The 20,312-nt window shown below is 64.4% G+C and carries 19 protein-coding genes; 6 read left to right on the top strand and 13 right to left on the bottom strand.

The features are described 5' to 3' along the window. Window positions 1–170: 170 nt before the first annotated feature. Entirely contained in the window at window positions 171–1,694 is a 1,524-nt protein-coding gene (locus J7E83_RS13315) for a sodium:solute symporter (RefSeq protein WP_214962813.1), read from the top strand. A 95-nt stretch (window positions 1,695–1,789) separates the two neighbouring features. On the opposite strand, the gene J7E83_RS13320 is transcribed toward J7E83_RS13315, so the two are convergent. Further along, on the bottom strand, window positions 1,790–2,032 hold the full coding sequence (locus J7E83_RS13320; protein ID WP_214962814.1) for a hypothetical protein: 243 nt from the start codon (window positions 2,030–2,032) through the stop codon (window positions 1,790–1,792). 255 nt (window positions 2,033–2,287) lie between these two features. On the opposite strand from J7E83_RS13320, the gene J7E83_RS13325 reads away from it, so the two are divergent. Both J7E83_RS13325 and J7E83_RS13330 read left to right on the top strand, forming a co-directional pair. Beyond that, window positions 2,288–3,448: a VIT1/CCC1 family protein gene (locus tag J7E83_RS13325; protein WP_311379669.1), complete on the top strand. Its 1,161-nt coding sequence runs from the start codon at window positions 2,288–2,290 to the stop codon at window positions 3,446–3,448. A gap of 80 nt (window positions 3,449–3,528) precedes the next feature. Continuing rightward, on the top strand, window positions 3,529–4,347 hold the full coding sequence (locus tag J7E83_RS13330) for a matrixin family metalloprotease (RefSeq protein WP_396020545.1): 819 nt from the start codon (window positions 3,529–3,531) through the stop codon (window positions 4,345–4,347). 27 nt (window positions 4,348–4,374) lie between these two features. On the opposite strand, the gene J7E83_RS13335 is transcribed toward J7E83_RS13330, so the two are convergent. Beyond that, window positions 4,375–5,508 carry an LOG family protein gene (locus J7E83_RS13335; protein ID WP_214962816.1) on the bottom strand — a complete coding sequence of 378 codons (1,134 nt, stop codon included), beginning with the start codon at window positions 5,506–5,508 and terminating at the stop codon, window positions 4,375–4,377. 160 nt (window positions 5,509–5,668) lie between these two features. Between J7E83_RS13335 and J7E83_RS13340 the strand changes: the two genes are divergently transcribed. Further along, entirely contained in the window at window positions 5,669–6,409 is a 741-nt protein-coding gene (locus J7E83_RS13340; protein WP_214962817.1) for a GntR family transcriptional regulator, read from the top strand. An 80-nt stretch (window positions 6,410–6,489) separates the two neighbouring features. Continuing rightward, window positions 6,490–7,386: a 5-deoxy-glucuronate isomerase gene (gene iolB, locus J7E83_RS13345; RefSeq protein ID WP_214962818.1), complete on the top strand. Its 897-nt coding sequence runs from the start codon at window positions 6,490–6,492 to the stop codon at window positions 7,384–7,386. Between the two features lie 31 nt (window positions 7,387–7,417). On the opposite strand, the gene J7E83_RS13350 is transcribed toward iolB, so the two are convergent. The 7 genes from J7E83_RS13350 to J7E83_RS13380 form a co-directional block, all read right to left on the bottom strand. Continuing rightward, the gene (locus tag J7E83_RS13350) at window positions 7,418–8,452 is read right to left on the bottom strand and encodes a Gfo/Idh/MocA family oxidoreductase (protein WP_214962820.1); all 1,035 of its coding nucleotides are present in this window, start codon (window positions 8,450–8,452) and stop codon (window positions 7,418–7,420) included. Beyond that, window positions 8,449–9,234 carry a TIM barrel protein gene (locus J7E83_RS13355; protein ID WP_214962821.1) on the bottom strand — a complete coding sequence of 262 codons (786 nt, stop codon included), beginning with the start codon at window positions 9,232–9,234 and terminating at the stop codon, window positions 8,449–8,451. The genes J7E83_RS13350 and J7E83_RS13355 overlap by 4 nt, the downstream gene beginning before the upstream one ends. Beyond that, window positions 9,234–10,349 carry a Gfo/Idh/MocA family oxidoreductase gene (locus tag J7E83_RS13360; RefSeq protein WP_214962822.1) on the bottom strand — a complete coding sequence of 372 codons (1,116 nt, stop codon included), beginning with the start codon at window positions 10,347–10,349 and terminating at the stop codon, window positions 9,234–9,236. The genes J7E83_RS13355 and J7E83_RS13360 overlap by 1 nt, the downstream gene beginning before the upstream one ends. 103 nt (window positions 10,350–10,452) lie before the next feature. Next, window positions 10,453–11,370 (bottom strand): ATP-binding cassette domain-containing protein, encoded by a 918-nt coding sequence (locus tag J7E83_RS13365; RefSeq protein WP_214962823.1) that lies wholly within the window; start codon window positions 11,368–11,370, stop codon window positions 10,453–10,455. 12 nt (window positions 11,371–11,382) lie between these two features. Then, on the bottom strand, window positions 11,383–12,456 hold the full coding sequence (locus tag J7E83_RS13370; protein ID WP_214962824.1) for an ABC transporter permease: 1,074 nt from the start codon (window positions 12,454–12,456) through the stop codon (window positions 11,383–11,385). A gap of 78 nt (window positions 12,457–12,534) precedes the next feature. After that, window positions 12,535–13,530, bottom strand: coding sequence for a substrate-binding domain-containing protein (locus tag J7E83_RS13375; protein ID WP_214962825.1), 996 nt, complete (start codon window positions 13,528–13,530; stop codon window positions 12,535–12,537). Between the two features lie 280 nt (window positions 13,531–13,810). After that, complete coding sequence (locus J7E83_RS13380) at window positions 13,811–15,028, bottom strand: MFS transporter (protein WP_214962826.1); 1,218 nt, start codon at window positions 15,026–15,028, stop codon at window positions 13,811–13,813. Between the two features lie 166 nt (window positions 15,029–15,194). Between J7E83_RS13380 and J7E83_RS13385 the strand changes: the two genes are divergently transcribed. Continuing rightward, a complete protein-coding gene (locus J7E83_RS13385) occupies window positions 15,195–15,644 on the top strand; it encodes a MarR family winged helix-turn-helix transcriptional regulator (protein WP_214962828.1) in 450 nt (149 codons plus the stop codon). A 74-nt stretch (window positions 15,645–15,718) separates the two neighbouring features. Here the strand turns inward: J7E83_RS13385 and J7E83_RS13390 are convergent, their stop codons facing one another. The 4 genes from J7E83_RS13390 to J7E83_RS13405 form a co-directional block, all read right to left on the bottom strand. Next, on the bottom strand, window positions 15,719–16,594 hold the full coding sequence (locus J7E83_RS13390; RefSeq protein ID WP_214962829.1) for a sugar phosphate isomerase/epimerase family protein: 876 nt from the start codon (window positions 16,592–16,594) through the stop codon (window positions 15,719–15,721). 111 nt (window positions 16,595–16,705) lie between these two features. Then, the gene (locus tag J7E83_RS13395) at window positions 16,706–17,719 is read right to left on the bottom strand and encodes a Gfo/Idh/MocA family protein (RefSeq protein WP_214962831.1); all 1,014 of its coding nucleotides are present in this window, start codon (window positions 17,717–17,719) and stop codon (window positions 16,706–16,708) included. A 44-nt stretch (window positions 17,720–17,763) separates the two neighbouring features. Then, window positions 17,764–18,675, bottom strand: coding sequence for a sugar phosphate isomerase/epimerase (locus J7E83_RS13400; RefSeq protein ID WP_214962834.1), 912 nt, complete (start codon window positions 18,673–18,675; stop codon window positions 17,764–17,766). Window positions 18,676–18,766: 91 nt separating this feature from the next. Continuing rightward, window positions 18,767–20,281: a CoA-acylating methylmalonate-semialdehyde dehydrogenase gene (locus J7E83_RS13405; RefSeq protein WP_214962836.1), complete on the bottom strand. Its 1,515-nt coding sequence runs from the start codon at window positions 20,279–20,281 to the stop codon at window positions 18,767–18,769. Between the last annotated feature and the right edge of the window lie 31 nt (window positions 20,282–20,312).

The raw sequence follows: 20,312 nt of genomic DNA on the forward strand, positions 1-20,312 counted from the left end.
GTTACCCCTGTCACAGCATACGCTCTCGGGCAACAACTGTTGTCTAGCAGGAAATATCCGAAGAAACAGCACAAGAGGAACCTTCCAGTAAGAGCAGCGGAATACCGGCCTCCCCAGCAGCACCCGCCAGATTCCAGCCCGGCCGCCGATCAGCTCCAAGGAGCCCAAATATGGACGCTACATTCGTCAACATCGCCATTGTGGTGGTGTACCTCATCGCTATGCTCGCCTTCGGCTGGTGGGGCAAGTCCCGCACCAAGAACAACAGCGACTTCCTGGTGGCCGGCCGCCGCCTGGGTCCTTTCCTTTACACCGGCACCATGGCCGCCGTCGTCCTGGGCGGGGCCTCCACAGTGGGCGGCGTGGGCCTGGGCTACAAATTCGGCATTTCCGGCATGTGGCTCGTGGTGGCGATCGGGGCCGGCGTCCTGCTCCTGAGCCTCCTCTTCGCTGGGACAATCCAGAAACTCAAGATCTATACGGTCTCCCAGATGCTGACCCTCCGCTACGGCAGCAAGGCCACCCAAACCTCGGGCATCGTGATGCTGGCCTACACACTCATGCTGTGTGCCACCTCCACCAGCGCCTATGCCACCATCTTTGTGGTGCTCTTCGGCTGGGACCGTTCCCTGGCCATCGCCATCGGCGGCGCGATTGTCCTGGTGTACTCCACCATCGGCGGCATGTGGTCGATCACGCTGGCGGACCAGGTGCAGTTCGTCATCAAGACAGTGGGCATCTTCCTGCTGATGCTCCCGTTCACGCTCAACGCAGCCGGCGGCCTCGATGGCATCCGGAGCCGCGTGGACGAAAGCTTCTTTCAGATGGACGGCATAGGCGTTCAGACCATCATTACCTACTTCGTCGTCTACACCCTGGGCCTCTTGATCGGGCAGGACATCTGGCAGCGAGTGTTTACCGCCAAGACACCACGGGTCGCCCGGTGGGGCGGCGCCACCGCAGGCATTTACTGCATCCTGTACGGCGTGGCCGGCGCGCTGATCGGCCTGGGCGCCAAGGTTGCCCTGCCGAATATTGATGTGGCGACTGCTGGCAAGGACGTGGTTTACGCCGAGGTTGCCCAAAACCTGCTTCCCATCGGGATCGGCGGACTGGTGCTCGCGGCGGCGGTGGCCGCCATGATGTCCACGGCATCCGGCGCGCTCATCGCCGCTGCCACGGTGGCCCGCGCCGACGTCCTGCCGTTCGTTGCCAGCTGGTTCGGCAAGGACATCAGCACTGAAGACACGGAGAACCCTGAGCATGACGTCAAGGCCAACCGCATCTGGGTCCTGGCACTGGGCATCGTGGCCATCGTCATCGCGATCATCACCAAGGACGTGGTGGCGGCGCTGACCATCGCCTACGACATTCTGGTGGGCGGGCTCCTCGTGGCCATCCTGGGCGGCCTCGTCTGGAAGCGCGGCACCGGGCTGGCCGCCGCCGCCTCTATGGCTGTTGGTTCCGTGGTGACCCTCGGCACGATGATCGTGCTGGAGATCAACGCTAAGGCACCCTTGGACGGCGTTTTCGCCAACGAGCCCATTTACTTCGGCCTCGCCACGTCAGCAGTTGTCTACTTGGCGGTCTCGCTGATCACCAGGCCCACCGATCCGCAGGTGATGCGCAACTGGCACCGCCGCGTCGCGGGCCAGGACAACGAGGACGTTCCCGTGCCCGTCCCTGCTACCTGACGGCAGGAGCAGCAACAGCAAGAACCAGGCTTAAGACACGACGGCGGCACCCCCGTTCGCTTCCAGCGAAACCCTAGGTGCCGCCGTCGTCCGTTCTACTCGATGTCGTCGGCTTCCGCAGTCTCGCGGTACTCTTCGGGATCCAGCGGGACCACCCGTTCCTCGGCGTCGACGACTACCGGGGCCGGCGGAATGACCGGTTCTTCCGCATCCAGGAATTCATCCTCCGCGTCCCATTCGGCTCCGGCAACCGGTGCGTCCTCTGCATAGTCATAAGCGGGATCTGATTCCACAGCTTCCAGGTGCGGCATGTCTGGGTGCTGTCCGGTGGTACTCATGATTCAACCTCCGTTTGTTCGCCTGACGTGCTCTTTCGGCTGTGCGCTGGTAGGCGCCACACCTTCATCACAGCACCGGGGGCACGGCCGGTCAAGGGCCTGCGGACGCCTCGCGGCGCGGGTCCGTTGCCGCGCCGTTTTTGAGGGAAACCGAAACTGCGGAGTGAGGTTTACCAGCCAAAAATCACCGGATTTGCGCGGTAAGCTTGCTGTGCAATGGGGCCGAACTATGCCCCATCAAGCCCAGGAGCCCCTGTGTCTCAGCACGCCAAGTCCAGTCACCATTCTCCCGGCCACGAAACCCGGTCCGGCCAGCAGTACCCCGTCCACGAAGAGCAGCCCAGCGCCGCGGATATCCGGCGCTGGCGCCAGTACCTCGCGGATGAGCGTGCCGAGGCTGCCGTGTACCGCGATCTGGCACAGAGCAGGCAAGGTGAAGAGCGCGAGATCCTGCTTGCCCTGGCGGAAGCGGAAGGACGCCATGAAGCGCATTGGCTGAAGCTTTTGGGTGGGCACGCGGAAAAGAACCGCCCGGCGTCGCTACGCAGCCAGCTCCTGGGATTCCTCGCACGGCACTTTGGTTCCGTCTTTGTCCTGGCCCTTGCCCAGCGGGCCGAAGGCCGCTCTCCCTATGCCAAGGACCCCTCCGCCACACCGGCCATGGCCGCCGACGAACAGATCCACGAGGAGGTGGTGCGCGGCCTGGCAACCCGTGGCCGCAACCGGCTGGCCGGCACGTTCAGGGCCGCCGTATTCGGCGCCAACGACGGCTTGGTCAGCAACCTCTCCTTGGTGATGGGGATGGCTGCGTCCGGGGTTGCCAGCAGCGTGGTACTGCTGAGCGGGGTGGCCGGCCTGCTGGCCGGTGCACTGTCCATGGGGGCGGGCGAATTCGTCTCGGTGCGCTCCCAGCGAGAGCTCCTTGCGGCTACCAGGCCGACGCAAATCACGCTTGCAGCGGCCCCCAAGCTCGACCTTCAACACAACGAACTGCTGCTGGTTTACCTGGCCCGCGGAATGTCCCACGAAGCCGCCGAACACCGTGTTGCCGAACGCATGGGACTGCTGGCATGTGATTGCGACCCAAGCCTGTCCCTCCAGCCGGAACTGCCGGAGGCCGGGGACCACCACGAAGCCGTGGGCACCGCGTGGGGAGCTGCCATGTCCAGCTTCTGCTTCTTCGCGTCCGGGGCGATCGTTCCCATCCTGCCGTTCGTGTTCGGCCTCACGGGAGTGACTGCCCTCGCAATGGCCGTGGTCCTGGTAGGCCTCGCACTGCTGGTGACCGGAGGAATTGTGGGCCTCCTTTCCGGCACGTCGCCGCTCACCCGTGGGCTGCGGCAGCTGGCGATTGGGCTGGGGGCCGCGGCCGTGACCTATGTGCTGGGGCTCGCCTTCGGCGCCGTGGTGGGTTAGTGGACAGCCCGCCTCCGCGCCACGCGCATCAAGGCCCACCGAAGCGCAGTGCAGGGCGGTTTGTCCGCAACGTAGCGCTGGTGGCGGCCATCGGGGCAGGAGCATTCATGGTCGCCGGGCTGGTTTATGGTGACCCCCGCTTCGTCGGGCTGTTGGACGTCCGCATCGGGCCCGGCGCCGCCCAGCCCCCTGCTGCGGGCGGCTCCCAGCCGCCCGCGGAAGGACGCCGCCAGGCTCCCCCGCCAGGCCTTGAGGACTCTGCCGCGCCCCTCGGAACCGCGGAACAGCCCCCTTATCCCAGTAATTCCTACCGGTTCCTGGCCGTGAACAGCGACGGGACGCCGGTGGGATATTCCCCTTGCAGGCCGCTCCACTACGTGGTGAACAACGATCTGGTCCCGGCCGGGGCTCAGCACCTCATTCCGGAAGCCATCAACACTGTGTCCCTCGCTACCGGGATCCGTTTCGTCGACGACGGCGCCACAAGCGAACAGCCCTCCGGGCAAAGGGCGCCCTACCAGCCTGATACCTACGGAGACCGCTGGGCTCCCTTGCTCTTAGCGTGGACCACCCCCGAAGTGGCGCCCCAGCTCAAGGGCAAGGTCATCGGCACCGGCGGCAGCACGCATTACAGTTACGGCGACGGCCCCAAGACCTTTGTCACCGGCAGCCTGGAACTGGACGCGCCGCAGATCACCGAGGAACTGGCGCAGCCTGATGGGCAGCTGTACGCCACGGCCGTCATCCTGCATGAACTGGGCCACGTCATGGGACTGGAACACGTGGATGATCCAACGCAGCTGATGTATCCCGAGATCGGCACTCCGGACGGCCTGGCTGCGGGGGACCTCAACGGCCTCCACGAACTGGGCAAGGCCCAGTGCCGAAAGGACCTTTAGCCGCAGGCTTCCGCAGCACGCCCGTTGCTACCGGCTTACCACCGCAAGCGCCTCGTCCACGCTGTCCACCAGGAAAATCCGGTCTTCCATGGGCCGTCCTGCCGCCAACCGCCGGAGCAACGGCCACGCCGGGTACTCCTCCTGCCAATGCCTCCTGCCCACGAGCACCATGGGGGTGACGGCTTCCCGGGCGCTGTAGTAGTTCTCGCAGGCATCCTGGAAGATTTCCTGCACGGTGCCGGCTGCTCCGGGGAGGAAAATAATGCCGCCGTCGCAGAGTTCCAGCAGGATTGCCTCGCGGGTAGCATTGGCGAAGTATTTGGCTATGTGCGTGGCAAAGTAGTTCGGCGGCTCGTGTCCGTAGAACCAGGTGGGGATTCCCAGCGATGGAGTCCCTTCCGGAAAGCGTTCGACGACGGCGGCGGCCACGCGCGCCCACGCGGACACCGAGGGGCGGAAGCCGGGGACGGACTCCAGCTCAGTCAATGCTGCGCTGAAGCCGTCGTCCGGGATGTGGCTCAGGTATGCACCAAGGTTGGCTGCCTCCATGGCTCCGGGTCCGCCGCCCGTGGCCACGAGCCGCCCGGTCTGCGCCAGCAGCCTGCCCAGCGAGGCGGCCTGCGCGAACTGTGCAGTGCCTCGCTGGGCGGCATGACCACCCATGACTCCCACAATGGCGCGGCCGGAAGAACGTTCGGACCGGGTCAGATCATCCAGCGCGTTTCCGATCGCGTGGTCATGCAGAGCGGAGGCCAGGGTAGCGTCCACCCGCTGCCGCTGCCCCTGGCGGATGCTCCATTGGTACACGAGCGCGTCGGGAAGTTCTTCATAGGGTGCGTGATCCAGCCCGTCGTAGAGCTCCCGCGGTGTGTAGAGCTTTGACCGGTAGGGATTGAAGGGGACGCCGTGAAGCCTGGGAAAGATCAGCGCACCTCGGCGGCGCAACCGCTCCTCCACCCCTGAATCAAAGGTGCACCCGAGGAATATGGCACCTTCCACGTCCAGGTTGTCAAGCGCTGCCGTCCGGCCGCGAAGGTCCAGCGACTGCGCGTGCCAGCCGTGCATGGCCACGGCTCCGGCGCCCACCAGCCGGTCGAAGCTCTCCAGGGTTTCCACCTCGAGGGTCCGTGGGCTGGGGCCCAGGCTGGCGGAGAGGTTCATAGTGCCAGCCTAACGATGCACGCAAGCCGGGCAAGGTTCCTTTGCCTGCCGGGCACGTCCTGTTATTATCAAAATAAAGGCAGTATGTCCTATCAAGCGGACATATGCTGACCAGGCGAGGTTGCTGCCCGCGGCCTCGCGCAGCACAAAGGGAGCATCCATGGCGAACCAACTCAATCTCAGCATCGACCGCTCTTCGCCGGTGCCTTTGTATCACCAGGTGGTGCAAGGGATTGAGGCAGCCATCCACACAGGCCTTCTGGAGCCCGGAAGCCGCCTGGACAACGAAATCGATCTCGCGGCACGGCTTAACCTGTCCCGCCCCACCATGCGCAAGGCCATGGACGAGCTGGTCCGATCAGGCCTCCTGGTGCGCAAGCGTGGCGTGGGCACCCAAGTGGTCTCAAGCCAGGTGCGGCGTCCGCTCGAGCTCTCCAGCCTCTTTGACGATCTGAGCAACAACGGGAGCAAGCCCACCACGGAGGTACTGTCCTTCAGCCACATTGAAGCCGACGACGCCACCCGCGAGGCCCTGCACCTCCCGCCCGGTGCCAGCGTGTACCACTTCACCAGGTTGCGCAAAGTGGGCGGCAAGCCGTTGGCCCTGATGGAAAACTGGGTCCGCGATGACATCACGGAGATCACCGAGGAACTGTTGGGCGGCCAGGGTCTCTACGGAATTCTTCGCAGCGGCGGAGTGAACTTCCGGCTCGCTACCCAGCGGATCGGCGCGGTGGTGGCCAACGAATACCAAGCCCCACTGCTCGAAACGGAGCCCGGATCCGCGCTGGTCACCATGGAGCGCACCGCCGTTGACGACACCGGCCGGAACGTGGAGACGGGCCACCACGTGTACCGGGCCGATTCCTACAGCTTCGAAATGACCCTGGTTCAGCGCTAACGCCGTCAACGGTGAACGCCTTCAGAATGGGCGCCGCCAGCACTGAAACCTGACCCGCACAATCCGAAAGAGGGCAATCCATGGCCGACTGGGTATATCCGCTGGGCAGCGCAGCTCAAGGCTGCTGGGATGTATCGCTGGGGACAATGGACTCCACGCTCACCATTGACGGGTGGGCACACACCGGACTGAAGGTGGCCACCCTGGCGGCGGCCGCCGCCGTCGAACTTCCCGTGGCCGGCGAAGAACGCATTGTGGTTCCGCTCAGCGGTGCCTTCACGGTCACCGTTGACGGTGAGAAGTACGAACTCGCCGGACGGCCCAGTGTCTTCGGCGGTCCCACTGATGTGCTGTATTCGGGAACGAACAGGGCAGTCACCATCGCGTCCTCCGACGGCGGCAGGGTGGCAGTTGCCACGGCTCCCGCCAAAGTCCAGTACCCCACCCGGCTGATCAGGGCGGAGGAAACCCCTATGGAACTGCGCGGAGCCGGAAACTGCTCGCGCCAGGTTCACAACTTCGGTACTCCCGCAGCACTCGAAGCGGACCGCTTCATCGTCTGCGAGGTCATCACCCCGGCCGGAAACTGGTCCTCCTATCCGCCGCACAAGCACGATGAGGAAAAGGACGGCGAGACCCGGCTCGAGGAGATCTACTACTTCGAAACCCGCGTCGCGCCAGGTCTTGCCGGGCCCGCCAGGACAGCCGATCCCGTTGGGTACCAGCGGGTCTATGCCTCTGACGAGCGCCCCATCGACGTCGCCGCGGAGGTACGCACCGGGGACGTCGTCCTGGTGCCGTACGGCTGGCATGGCCCCGCGATGGCCGCGCCCGGCTATGACCTCTACTACCTCAATGTCATGGCCGGACCCGGCCGTGTGCGCGACTGGCTCATCAGCGACGATCCCCACCACGGCTGGGTCCGCCAGACCTGGGAAGGCCAGGACGTGGACCCGCGCCTCCCGTTCGGGGCCTAGTTACGTTCACAGCAGCCCTGTTCGGCGCTGTTTAGCGGACCGCCTTCAGTGCCACGCGAACCGGGGCGCCCGTTATCAGCGATTCCTGGGCAGCATCGGCCACCCGGGAGGCAGCGACGGCGTCTTCCGGGGTGCACGGGTTCTCGTGACGGCCCAGGATCAACTCCACGAACGCTTCCATCTCGGAGCGGTACGCCTGGTCGAACCGTTCGGCGAAGGTCTTGTGCGGCTGGCCCGCAGGGAAGCCGACACCGGCTTCGGCCGAGGCCATCGCCGTTTTGTCATCCAGCCCCACCATCAGCGATCGGCGGGATCCCTGGATTTCCAGGCGGACGTCGTGGCCGGCCCCGTTGTAGCGGGTGGCTGAGACGGTCCCCACCGTTCCGTCGTCGAACGTCACCACAGCCAAGGCAGTGTCCACGTCGCCCACCGCACCAATAGCCGGGTCGCCATTGTTGGAGCCTTTGGCATACACCTCGACGATTTCCTGGCCGGTCAGCCAGCGAAGGATGTCGAAGTCATGGACGGAGCAGTCCCGGAAGAGGCCGCCGGAGCTGGCCAGGAACTCCACAGGAGGCGGCGCCATGTCGCACGTGACAGCCCGCAGGGAATGGATCCAGCCCAGCTCGCCCGCCTGGTAGGCACGGCGTGCTTCCAGGTAGCCGGCATCGAATCGGCGCTGGTGTCCGATCTGAACCACACCCTGCCTGTTCCGGATGTAATCCAGCACCGGCAGTGCATCTGTCACGCTCAAGGCGACTGGCTTCTCGCAGAAGACCGGGACTCCGGCGTTCACCCCGGCTTTGATCAGCTCGGGGTGGGTTCCGGTTCCTGTGGCAATGATCAGGCCGTCCACGCCGGAGGAAATAAGGGCGTCCATGGAAGGAAGAAACTCAGCGCCAAGACCGGCCGCGACGGAACGGGCCTGGTCTGCGGCCACGTCGGTAAGCCGGAGCCGGACGTTGATACCCTCCGGATTCAGGACCCCGTTGAGAGCGGCGATGTTGTGGGCGTGCATCACGCCGATCCGCCCCACGCCCACGAGGCCAAGAACGATGTCCCTCATGATTTCTCGTGCGCATAGACCGTGAACGCTGTGCGGAAGGCATCCAGTGCCGATTCGCTGTCACCGCTGGCCCAGGCTTCCATGCCCACGGTTCCTTCGTACCCGGCGTCCGCGAGCGCGCTCGCTACGCGCGCGTAGTTGATTTCCCCGGTCCCGGGTTCACAGCGGCCAGGGACATCCGCCACCTGGATCTCGCCGATGTGCGGCAGGGCAGCGCGCACCAGCTCAATGAGGTTACCCTCCCCCAGCTGTGCGTGGTACAGATCGAGCATGAGTTTTGCGTTGGGGTGGCCCGCAGCCTCCACCAGCGCCAGCGTGTCCTTGGCGCGCGCCAGCGGGATGCCGGGGTGGTCAAGGACAGTGTTGAGGTTCTCGAGACAAAACGTCACGCCGTGTTTTTCGCCCAGCCGGCCAAGGCGCTCCAGGGTCCTGGCGCCCGTGCTCCACATGCGGCCGGTAGACCGGTAGACGGGACGCGCGGCATGCCCGTCGATGAGCTCGGCCGGGTGCACCACCATGCGGCTGACGCCGAGTTCCAGGGCGGTCGGGATCAGCGATTCGGCCGTCTTCACAACGTCATCTGCACTGTCCGGGTCCACCAGGCTGCCAGAGATGTATCCGGTCATCGAGGAAAACACTGCGCCTGTGGCCTTGAGTGCACCGATGTCCTTGGTGCGCGAATCCCACAGCTCAACGTCGAACCCGGACTCGTGGATGCGGCGCACACGTTCGACAAATGGAAGGTCCGTGAAGACCATCTCGGCGCACACTGCCAGTCGCATCAGACTCCGGCCTTGTCATCGAGTGCGGACAATACTGCCAGCCCTGCCACTGCCACCGGGCCGCCTTGCTTGACGGAGTCGATGCAGGCCAGCGCGACTGCCAGCGCGCGGCGGGCATCCGCGCCACCTGGCGTAAGGGTGAAGTCGGAGGACGGCGCCGGCACGCCGTCGCGCCGGGCACGCACCGCACCGGCGAAGTCGGCGAGTTCGTCCGTGTACGCCTGCTTGAAGAGTTCAATGTTCAGCCTCGGAGTCTCGGCGGACAGCCCTTCGGCGGTGTAGCGGCGGGCCGCCGATTCCGTGGCGCGGCCAGCCTGGACCATGCCCTTGGAACCGAAGACCTCGCCGCGGATGTCGTATCCGTAGAGTGCGCTGAAGTTTGCTTCAGCAACAGCAAGTGCACCGTTGCTGTAGCGGATGGTCACCACTGCGGTGTCCAGGAAGCCCTGGTCTCGCAGTCCCGGCTCCACCAGGGCATCCGCAACAGCGTAGACCTCCACGGGTTCGGCGCCTTCGTTGAACCAGTTGAGGGTGTCGAAGTCGTGGATGAGGGTTTCCAGGAAGATCGTCCAGGCGGGAACCCGGGCCGCGTTCGGGATGCTGCCGGTTCCGGGGTCGCGGGTCAGCGAGCGCAGGAGCTGCGGCGTTCCGGCCACACCTTCGGCGAGGTCCTTCTTGGCGGCCTGAAAGTCGTCCGCGTACCGGCGGTTGAAACCAATCTGGAAGTGCACGCCCGCTGCCTCCACGGCGGCAAGGGCGGTGTCCAGCTCATCGAGCCCCTGGCCGGCCGGTTTCTCGCAGAACACGTGTTTTCCGGCGGCAGCAGCCTGTGCAATAAGGGAAGAATGGAACCGTGCCGGGCTCGCGATGATCACTGCATCGATCTCCGAATCAGCCAAAATATCCTCGGCGTTTGCCGTCACTTTTGGAGTACCCAAGGCGGTAGCGAGTGCTTCCGCAGATTCAACGTTGGGGTCGGCGATGGCCGAGAGTACTGCGCCAGGCACGCGGCGGGCGATGCTCTCCGCATGGAACGCCCCCATCCAGCCGGAACCGATAAGGCCGATCCGTACGGGTGCCGGGAGCCCGGCGAAATTCTGGGTGATGTAAGCCAATGGCTCATCCTTTCAATTGATCAAAAGTTATGCGGCCCCCACGGGGGCCGGTCGGCGGCACGGCTGAACGGGGCCGGGCACCGGCCCCGTTCAGCCGTGACTGCTACGAGTAGGACTTGCCTGTGGTCTGGGCCACGCCGGCAACTTCACCCTTGACTTCCTTTACAACGTCACCGTGGCCGCCCAGCTGTTCCAGCTCATGGGCCAGTTCCGCCAGTTCGGCGCCCCCGGCCATTTGTGCGGTGAGCTCATCCAGGGTGATGTCCTTCTTGTCGAAGTAGCCGATCGATTTGCCGCGCTTGAGCAGCAGGAACCGGTCCCCGACGGGGAAGGCGTGGTGAGGGTTGTGGGTGATGAAGATGACGCCCAGCCCGCGGTCGCGGGCCTGCAGGATGTAGCGGAGCACGACGCCGGACTGCTTGACGCCCAGGGCTGCGGTCGGTTCGTCCAGGATCAGCACCTTCGCGCCGAAGTACACGGCGCGGGCGATGGCCACGCACTGCCGCTCACCGCCGGATAGCTGGCCGATGGGCTGCTCCACATCGCGCAGGTCGATACCCATTTCGGCCAGTTCCTTCAGGGTGATGTCCTTCATCTTCTGGACATCCATGCTCTTGAACGGGCCGAATCCGCTGGTCAGTTCGGAGCCGAGGAAGAAGTTCCGCCAGATCGGCATGAGGGGAACGACGGCGAGGTCCTGGTAGACGGTGGCGATGCCGGCGTCGAGCGCGTCCCTGGGCGAACTGAAATTCCGCTCCTCGCCCATGATCTTCAGCGTGCCTTCATCGTGCTGGTGCAGGCCGGCGATGATCTTGATCAGGGTGGACTTGCCTGCACCGTTATCGCCGAGGACACAGGTGACCCGGCCGTTGTCCACGGCCATGGTGACATCGCGCAGGGCAATGATGTTGCCGTAGTGCTTCCCGACGCCGTCGAGCGACAGCAGGTGGACCGGGGTATGGGTCAGGGGATCTGTTTCGTCTCTCAGCAGGGTCTGCTGGTCGATCTGTTTGGCATTCATGAATCCGCCCCTTTACTTGAGCTCTGCGCGGCGCTTGACGATCAGGTTGACGATGGTGGCCAGCAGCAGCATCAGGCCCAGGAAGAACTTGAACCAGTCCGGGTTCCACTGCGCGTACACGATGCCTTTGTTGGCCATACCGAAGATGAAGGCGCCGATAGCACCGCCCACGGCCGAGCCGTACCCGCCGGTCAGGAGACAGCCGCCGATCACGGCCGCAATAATGTACAGGAATTCGTTGCCGACGCCTTCGCCGGACTGCACGGCGTCGAAAGCGAAGAGGTTGTGCATGCCAAGGATCCAGCCGCAGAAGCCGACCGCCATGAACAAGCCGATCTTGGTCTTGGTGACCGGCACACCCACGGCCCGGGCAGCGTTCGCATCGCCACCGACAGCGAAGATCCAGTTGCCCACCTTCGTGCGGAGCAGTATCCAGGAGGCAATCGCCACGAGGATGATCCAGAAGAACACGGTGATCTTCACTTCCACACCGCCGATGCTGATGGAGGAGGCGAAGACCGCATGGGCAGAGTCGAAACCGTCGAGCTTGGAAATGGAGGGCGAGGACACGCTGCCGCCGATGGCGCGGGTCAGGGCCAGGTTCAGGCCGGTCAGCATCAGGAACGTGGCGAGGGTGACGATGAAGCTGGGCAGTTTCGTTTTAACCAGGATCCAGCCGTTGATGAAGCCGATTCCCAGCGAGACCACCAGGGCCAGCACGACGCCGACCCATGCGTTCAGTGAGAAGTTCCAGCTGAAAAGGGAAGCTGTCAGTGCCGAAGAGATCACTGCGACGCCGGTGGAAAGGTCGAATTCCCCGCCGATCATCAGCAGCGAAACGCCTACCGCCATGATTCCGATCGTTGAGGATCCGTACAGGACCGTGGCGAGCGCGTTCGGCTGAGTGAAGGTGCTGGAAACGAATGCGAAGAAGATGAAGAGGACCACCGCTCCCACGAGGGCGCCCACCTCGGGGCGCCCCAGGAGTTTCTGAAACGGGCTGCGCTGGCCGATTCGCTCATCGCCGCGCTGCCCGGGGGCCGAAGACGGCGCAGGCGCCGGTGGCAGGGTTGCTGTGTTTGCCATAGGAAGGACTCCTTGTTGGTCATGACCTGTTGGTCAGGCCGCGCGGCGGTCACCCGCCGCGCGGCCGGATGCCTGGATCTATCGGATGCCCTGCTGGGCGAACTTGAGAACGTCCGCAGCGTTGGACTTGTCCACAATGGCCGGGCCGGTCAGGACAGGCTGGCCGCCGCCGATCTTGAAACCGCCAACCTTGGTCTGCCACAGCGCGTCAACTGACATGTAGCCCTGGAGCCACGGCTGCTGGTCCACGGTGAAGAGAACCTTGCCGTCCACGATGTCCTGGGCGAGCTCGCCGTTCAGGTCGAAGCTCGCAACCTTCACGGAACTGCCGGCATCCGTGACGGACTTGAGCAATGTGAGCGTAAACGGGGCTCCAAGCCCGATGATCACGTCGGCGTCCTTCGTGGACTGGAGCTTCGCCGTCGCCGTCGACTGAACAGAAGTCATGTCCTGGCCGTTGACGTAAAGCACCTCGGTGCCGGGGACCTTTTCCTTGACGCCTGCACAGCGGTTCTCCAAGCCGACATGGCCCTGTTCCTGGATGACACAGATCGGGTGCTTGTACCCATCCTGAGCCAGCTTCGCCCCGACGGCACGGCCCGCGACCTTCTCGTCGGATCCGAAGTAGGTGAAAGCGCCCAGGGAAGCCGAAGCATCGGAGCCAGCATTCAGACTAACGACGGGGATGCCGGCGCTCGCGGCTTTTGCCAGCACATCCTTCATGGCGTCGGGCTTGGCCAATGTCAGCGCGATCCCATCGACCTTCTGATCGATGGCCTGCTGGACAAGCTGCGCCTGACGGCCCGCGTCGCCATCACTGGTGTAGAGGAGTTCAACATTGTCCTTGGCCGCGGCCTGCTCCGCACCCTTACGCACGATGTCCCAGAAAGTATCGCCCGCTACAGCGTGCGTAATGAGAGCCACTTTGATCCGCGGCGTCGAAGCGGCTTGGCCGCCACCACCGGCGTTGCCGCTGTCAACGGGCTTGCCCCCGCCGCTGGAGCATGCGCCCAGAGCCAGCATCGGAACGACGGCTGCCACAAGGCCCGCCTTCCGCCAGGAAAACTTCTTCACGATTAATCTCCTTTGATAAGGGTTGCGGCCCTGCCTCTCTGCAGGAGCTCGAGGCCCTCTACAACCGATCATGGTGATTCGGCCCACAGATGTCAATAGTTTGTCCTGACATTAGGATGTTCTGGCAAGCCAGACGCACTGAAACAGCAGGCTGCGGCAAAAAGGGACGGCGAGACTCGCTCTAGCTGATCCCCCTGGCTACCAGCGCGCCCACACCACACCTGCCGTACGGGGCCTGGTTTCCGGGCCACCGCCGGTCACACCGTGGACCGGAACGGGGCTAACGAGGGACTGGAACAGACTCAACGTCAGAGGGACCGTTCTTCGACACGGGAACATGGTGGCCGTCAGCGGTGCGCTTGGCGGTTGAGGACGCAACGACCATGACACCCAAACCCAGCAGGGTGATACCGGCGCCGGCCCAGATCGGCGAGGTGTAGCCGAGGCCCGCGGTGATGGTGGCCCCGCCGAGCCAAGCGCCCAGCGCGTTGCCCACGTTGAACGCACCGATATTGGCGCCGGAAGCGAGCGTGGGCGCGCCGCTGGCGTATTTCATAACGCGCATCTGCAGACCGGGCACGGTGGCGAAGCCGAAGCCACCCAGCAGCACCATGGAGGTGATGGTGAGAGGCTGGCTGGCGGCAGTCAAGGCGAAGGCCACGAGGACCACGACCAGTGCCGCGAGGACCGCAAGCAGGGTGCGGTCCACATTGCGGTCGGCCGCCGCGCCGCCGACGGTATTGCCAATGAAAAGACCAACGCCGAAGACGATGAGCAGCCACGGCACCGTGGAGGCGGCGAAGCCGGAGACTTCGGTGAGCGTGTATGCGATATACGTGAACGCACCGAACATGCCGCCGTACCCCAGGATCGTCACGAGGATAGATAGCCAGACCTGGCCGGAACGGAAGGCCCTCAACTCGTTCCGGAGGCTTCCTGCCCCTGGGGCGCCCGCAGCCCTGGGCACCAGGGTCATAATCCCGACCAGCGCGATCACGCCAATGCCAGTGATGGCCCAGAAGGTGGAGCGCCAGCCGGCCGCCTGGCCCAGCATGGTACCGAACGGCACGCCCAGGACATTGGCCGCGGTGAGGCCGGTAAACATGACGGCAATGGCGGCGGCCTTCCTGGCGGGAACCACCAGGTCAGCGGCCACCACCGCGCCGATCCCGAAGAAGGCGCCGTGTGCGAGTGCTGCCACGATCCGGCCCGCCATCATCATCCGGTAGTCCGGTGCTGTGGCGCAGATCAGGTTGCCGGCTACAAACAGCACCAGCAGAACTGCGAGGACGGGCTTACGCTCGAGGCGCGTGACGGCCGCGGTGAGACCTAGCGCCCCGACGACGACGGCGAGGGCATAGCCCGAGATCAGCCACCCCGCGGTGGCCTCGCTGACCTGGAAGTCCGCTGCAACCTCGGGCAACAGGCCCATGATCACGAATTCCGTGAGTCCGATCCCGAACCCGCCGAGGGCGAGGGCTAGCAGGCCAGCTGGCATGGAGGCACTCCTTCAAACTGTACGCAGCAGGAAGTCCGCGTAAAATAGTAGTTGCAGACGCGTTATTTATTGTTGCACAAGCAGATATGCGGCGCAAGCAACTATTATTTGGTTTCCTGAGTGTGTGCTTCGGCCGCATCGGGACATGCGGAAGGAGCAGTGACAGATGGGCATCAAGGACGACGCCGTCGAGGTGCGGGCGCAAGGCTGGCGCACACTCGCGGCCTTGCATGGCCTGATCGAAGGCGAGCTGGAGCGCTCCCTGCAGGCCGAGTCGAAGCTGTCCGTTGTGGAGTACACCGTGCTGGACGCACTGAGCCGCCAGGATGGCTGGCACATGCGGATGCAGCAATTGGCCCGGGCCTCCGCACTCAGCGCGAGTGCCACCACGCGCCTCGTTAACAGGCTTGAGGACCGCGGCCTGCTCACCCGTATCCTGTGCGCGGATGACCGCCGGGGCATCTACACGGAGCTCACCCCTGCCGGCAGCAAGCTACTGGCAGAAGCACGTCCCACCCACGACGCAACCCTCGAGCGTTCCCTTGCCGCGGCCCGGGAGGTCCCGGAACTGTCACCGCTTGTGGAGGCATTGCCCAGGCTGCACGCCAGGGCCTAGGGCGCCGGCCGGAGCGCCCTCTTTGTGGCTGAGCGGCGGTTTCCCGGCGTTGTGCTGTGAAGCCTCCTACGCCGTCATTCGCTGACCTTCTGCACGTACTGTTTCATGGTCTCCAGCTGGTAGCGGGAGACGTCTACAGCATAGTCGTCCTCTGCGAAGACGCTGGACACCATGACGGTGTCCTCCCTGCCCAGGAAGCCAATTTCCTGCAGTCCGCGGAAAAATTCATCCCAGTTAACGTCGCCGTCCCCGATTTTCAGGTGCTGGTGCACGCGGACCGGGTTGCCGGGAGGGTTCGTGATGTAGCGCAGGCCATGGGATGCGTGATGGTTCATGGTGTCCGCCACATGGACAAGTCGCAGCTTGTCCCCTGCTGCGCGCATGATGTCCAGCGGCGCATCCCTCATGTGGAAGCTGTGCGACGCCACGTAAACCAGGCCCACGTTCTTGGAGTTCAGGCCCCGGATGACGCGGATGGCGGCAAGTCCTTCTTCCACGAAGTCGTCCGGGTGCGGGTCGATCAGGAGGTCAATGCCTTCGCGCTCGATGATGGGCAGCAGCTCTTCCATGGAGCGGTAGAAGGCCCGTTCCGATTCTTCGGCCTTTTCGGGGCGGCCGCTGAATTCAGTGTTCATCGTGCTGACGCCGAGGTCCACTGAGATCTGAATGGCGCGTTTCCAATAACGGACGGCGGCCTCTCGGGCGTCCTCATCCGGGCCGGACCATCGCAGCACCGGCAGGACGGAGGCGATCTCGATCCCGGCGTCCTTGCAGGACTTCTTGAGCTGTCCCACCAGTTCGTCGTCGGCCTTGGGGTGGTTGTAGAAGGGGATGAAGTCGGCGTGCGGGGTCATCTGCATGTACTTGTAGCCGAGGTCCGCCACTACCCGAGGGAAGTCGAGCAGGCTGTGCGAGTGATGGAACGGCGTGGGGTCAAGTGCGATTTTCACGAGAACACTCCATTGTGGGTCAGTCAGGTATCTGATGGGGTTTTTGTCCAGATAAGGCGCCCTTGAGGGCCTGGGAGTCGCGTTATCTGGACAAAACTCCTCTTGCGGGGCCTAGCTGTAGAGGGCAGGCTTGGCGTTCAGTTTCACGGCGACCTTTTCGCCGTTCTTCTGCGCCTCAACGCCGGCTTCACAGCACGCCGCCGTGGCGTAGCCGTCCCAGGCGGTAGGGCCGCCGATTTCGCCGCGGCGGGCGGCGTCAACCCAGGCCTGGATTTCGACGTCGTAAGCCGCGCCAAAGCGCTCTTCGAAGCCGGGCGTGACGTTGCCGCCCCAGCGGCCGGCGGTCCGGGTGTAAGGCCCCTTGTCGCCGCCGATACTGACGGTGCCTTCCTCGAAGGAGGCCTGCGTGCCCACTTCGTAGCCGTATTTGGCATTAACGAAAATCTCGACGTCGGCCAGGACGCCTGACTCTGTTTCAATCAGCACATGCTGCGGATCGTGCTGCCCGGCAGGCGCGTTCTTAGTGGCCTTGCCCAGCCGCACCTGCACGCTGGTGATTTCCTCGCCGGTGAAGAACCGGATGGCATCGAACTCATGGACCACCGAATCGTTGATCAGCATCTCGTTGGTGAAGCCGGGCGGGGTGGTGGGGTTGCGGTGCTGGTGGTGCAGCATGAGCAGCTCACCCAGTTCCTGGTTCTGGATGATGTCGCCCAACGCCGCGTACTCGGCGTCAAAGCGGCGCATGAAGCCCACCTGGATGCGCTTGCGCCCCAATTTCTCCTCTGCCTGGACGATCTTCCAGGAGGACTCGGCATCCGGGGTCATCGGCTTTTCGCAGAGGATGGGGATGTCCCTGGCAAGCGCCTTGAGCAGGATGTCTTCGTGCAGAAAACCCGGGGTGGCGATCAGCACAGCGTTGACGTCGCCGTTGTTCAGGGCTTCCTCGGCATCGGCGAGGGCAACGGCGCCCGGGATGCCTTCGATGGCGGCCTGCGCGCGGGCGAGGTCCACGTCAACGACCGCGGCGACTTCGGCTCCGTGAATGCGGGTGTTGAGGCGTTGGATGTGGTCCGCACCCATGCGGCCGGCGCCGATGACGGCTATGCGGAGGGTTTCACTCATTGTTCTGTCCTTCGATGTCTGTAATGGATGCGGTCGGTTTGTTGTCAATTGACGGCGGTACGGGAGCCGCAGGACAGCAGGTAGTTGCGGGTGCGTTTGGCGATCGGCATGGGAACGTCGAACGCCACTGGATACATGTCCTGTTCAACGATGCCGAAGACGGGCCGGTCGAGGGCTTCGACGGCTTCGATGACGGCCCTCAGATCCGGCAATCCGCTGGGCGGCTCGGTCATGACACCCGCCAGGTTGGCCGCTGCCCAGGTCATGTTTTCCTCATTGACCTTCTTAAGGATGTCCGGGTTGATCTGCTTCAGGTGAAGGTAGCCGATGCGGTCCGGGTAGTTCTTGATCAGCTCAAGGCTCGAGGCTCCGCAGTATTCGGCGTGACCGGTATCCAGGCAAAGGTTGAGGTACTTGCTGTCGGTGGACGCCAGGAGGGTTTCAATGTCCTCCTGCGCACCGACGTGGGAGTCTGCGTGGGAGTGGAACTGCTGCTTCAGGCCGAAATCCTCCAGCAGGGTCTTGCCCAGCCGGTTGTGGCCCTCAAAGAGGTCGCTCCACGCCTTCTCGGTCAGCTCGCCGCTTTCCACGGCCTCACCGGTCACGTCATCGCGCCACATGGCCGGGATGACCACAATGTGCCCGCCGCCCATTGCGGCGGTGAGCTCGGCAACCTTGCGGGCCGGCTCCCAGGCGGTCTCCCACTGGTCAAGGCCGCGGTGGAACGCCGTGAATACGGTCCCGGCGGTGACCTTCAGGTCGCGCTGCTTAAGTTCCTCGGCGAGGCGTGCCGGGTCCGTGGGGAGGTAGCCGTAGGGTCCCAACTCGATCCACTTGTAGCCGGATTCTGCCACTTCGTCCAGGAAGCGCTCCCACGGGGTCTGCTTCGGATCGTCCGCGAACCAGACGCCCCAGGAGTCCGGTGCCGTACCGATGATGAACTTGTTTTCAGTCATAACCGTTCCTTCTCATCGGTTGCTCCGCAAGTGCCCTTCTGGACGCTCACAACGGCTGTTACAGAGCAATCGATAGTGGTGTGTTGGGGCGTTAGTTGGAGGGGAAGTTGTAGGAGGCGCCGGAGGCGTGGGTGGGTTCTGGCCAGCGGGAGGTGACCACCTTGCCGCGGGTGTAGAAGGAGACGCCTTCGGGACCGTAGATGTGCTTGTCGCCGAAGAGTGAGGCTTTCCAGCCGCCGAAGGAGTGGTAGGCCACGGGGACCGGCAGCGGCACGTTGATGCCGATCATGCCCACGGTCACGGAGCGCTGGAACTTGCGGGCGTGCGCGCCGGAGGAGGTGAAGATCGCGGTGCCGTTGCCGTAGGGGTTGGCGTTGATCAGCTTGATGCCTTCGTCCAGGTCGTTGACGCGGACGACGACGAGGACGGGTCCGAAGATTTCCTCGCTGTAGGCCGTCATCTCGGTCTTGACGTGGTCCAGGACGGTGGGGCCGACCCAGAAGCCGTCCTCGTGGCCGGGGACGATGAGGTCGCGGCCGTCCACCACCATCGCAGCACCTGCGGTTTCGGCTTCGGTGACAATCCGGATGATCCGTTCCTTGGACGCCGGGGTGATCACCGGGCCCATTTCGGCGTCGGGGGCGGTGCCGTTGTTAACCTTCACAGCCAAAGCGCGCTCTTCGACCTTCTTCACGAGCAGGTCCGCGGCGTCAGCGACGGCGACGGCGACGGAGATGGCCATGCAGCGTTCCCCGGCGGAGCCGAAGGCCGCGGCGGCGAGGTGGTCGGCGGCGTTGTCCAGGTCCGCGTCGGGCATGATGATGGCGTGGTTCTTCGCCCCGCCCAGCGCCTGGACCCGCTTGCCGTGCCTGGTGGCGGTCTCGTGGACGTACTGGGCGATCGGCGTGGAGCCGACGAAGGAGATCCCGTCCACGTCCGGGTGGGTCAGGAGCCCGTCAACGGTTTCCTTGTCCCCGTGCAGGACCTGGAACACGCCGTCGGGCAGGCCGGCCTGCTTCCACAGGTTCGCCAGCAGCATCGAGGCCGAGGGGTCGCGTTCGGAGGGCTTGAGGATGAACACGTTGCCGGTGGCGATGGCCATCGGCGCCATCCACAACGGCACCATCACGGGGAAGTTGAACGGGGTGATGCCCGCGACCACGCCGAGCGGCTCCCGGAAGGAGAACACATCGATGCCGGTGGAGACCTGGTCCGAGTAGTCACCCTTGAGCAGGGTGGGGATGCCACAGGCGTACTCGATGACTTCCAGGCCGCGGCCGATCTCGCCCTTCGCGTCGGAGAGGACCTTGCCGTGCTCGGCGGTGATCAGCTCCGCGAGATCGTCCACGTGGGCGGCGACGAGCTCACGGAACTTGAACAGCACAGCCGTGCGCTTGGCCAGGGAAATATCACCCCAGGAATCCGCGGCGGCACGGGCTGCAGCGACCGTGGCGTCCAGGTCGGCCCGGTTGGCCAGCCGCAGCTCCCCGGACACGGCACCCGTGGCGGGGTTGTAGACGGGCTGGGTGCGGTTACCCTCGCCAGCGGTCTCGGCACCGTTGATGAAGTGGTTGATGGTGGTGGTTTCAGTGCTCGTGGCAGTCATTGGACTCTTCCTTGAGTGGTCGAAATTCGAA

The organism is Arthrobacter sp. ISL-48 (assembly GCF_018613805.1).
In the GTDB taxonomy this organism is placed as follows: Bacteria; Actinomycetota; Actinomycetes; order Actinomycetales; family Micrococcaceae; genus Arthrobacter.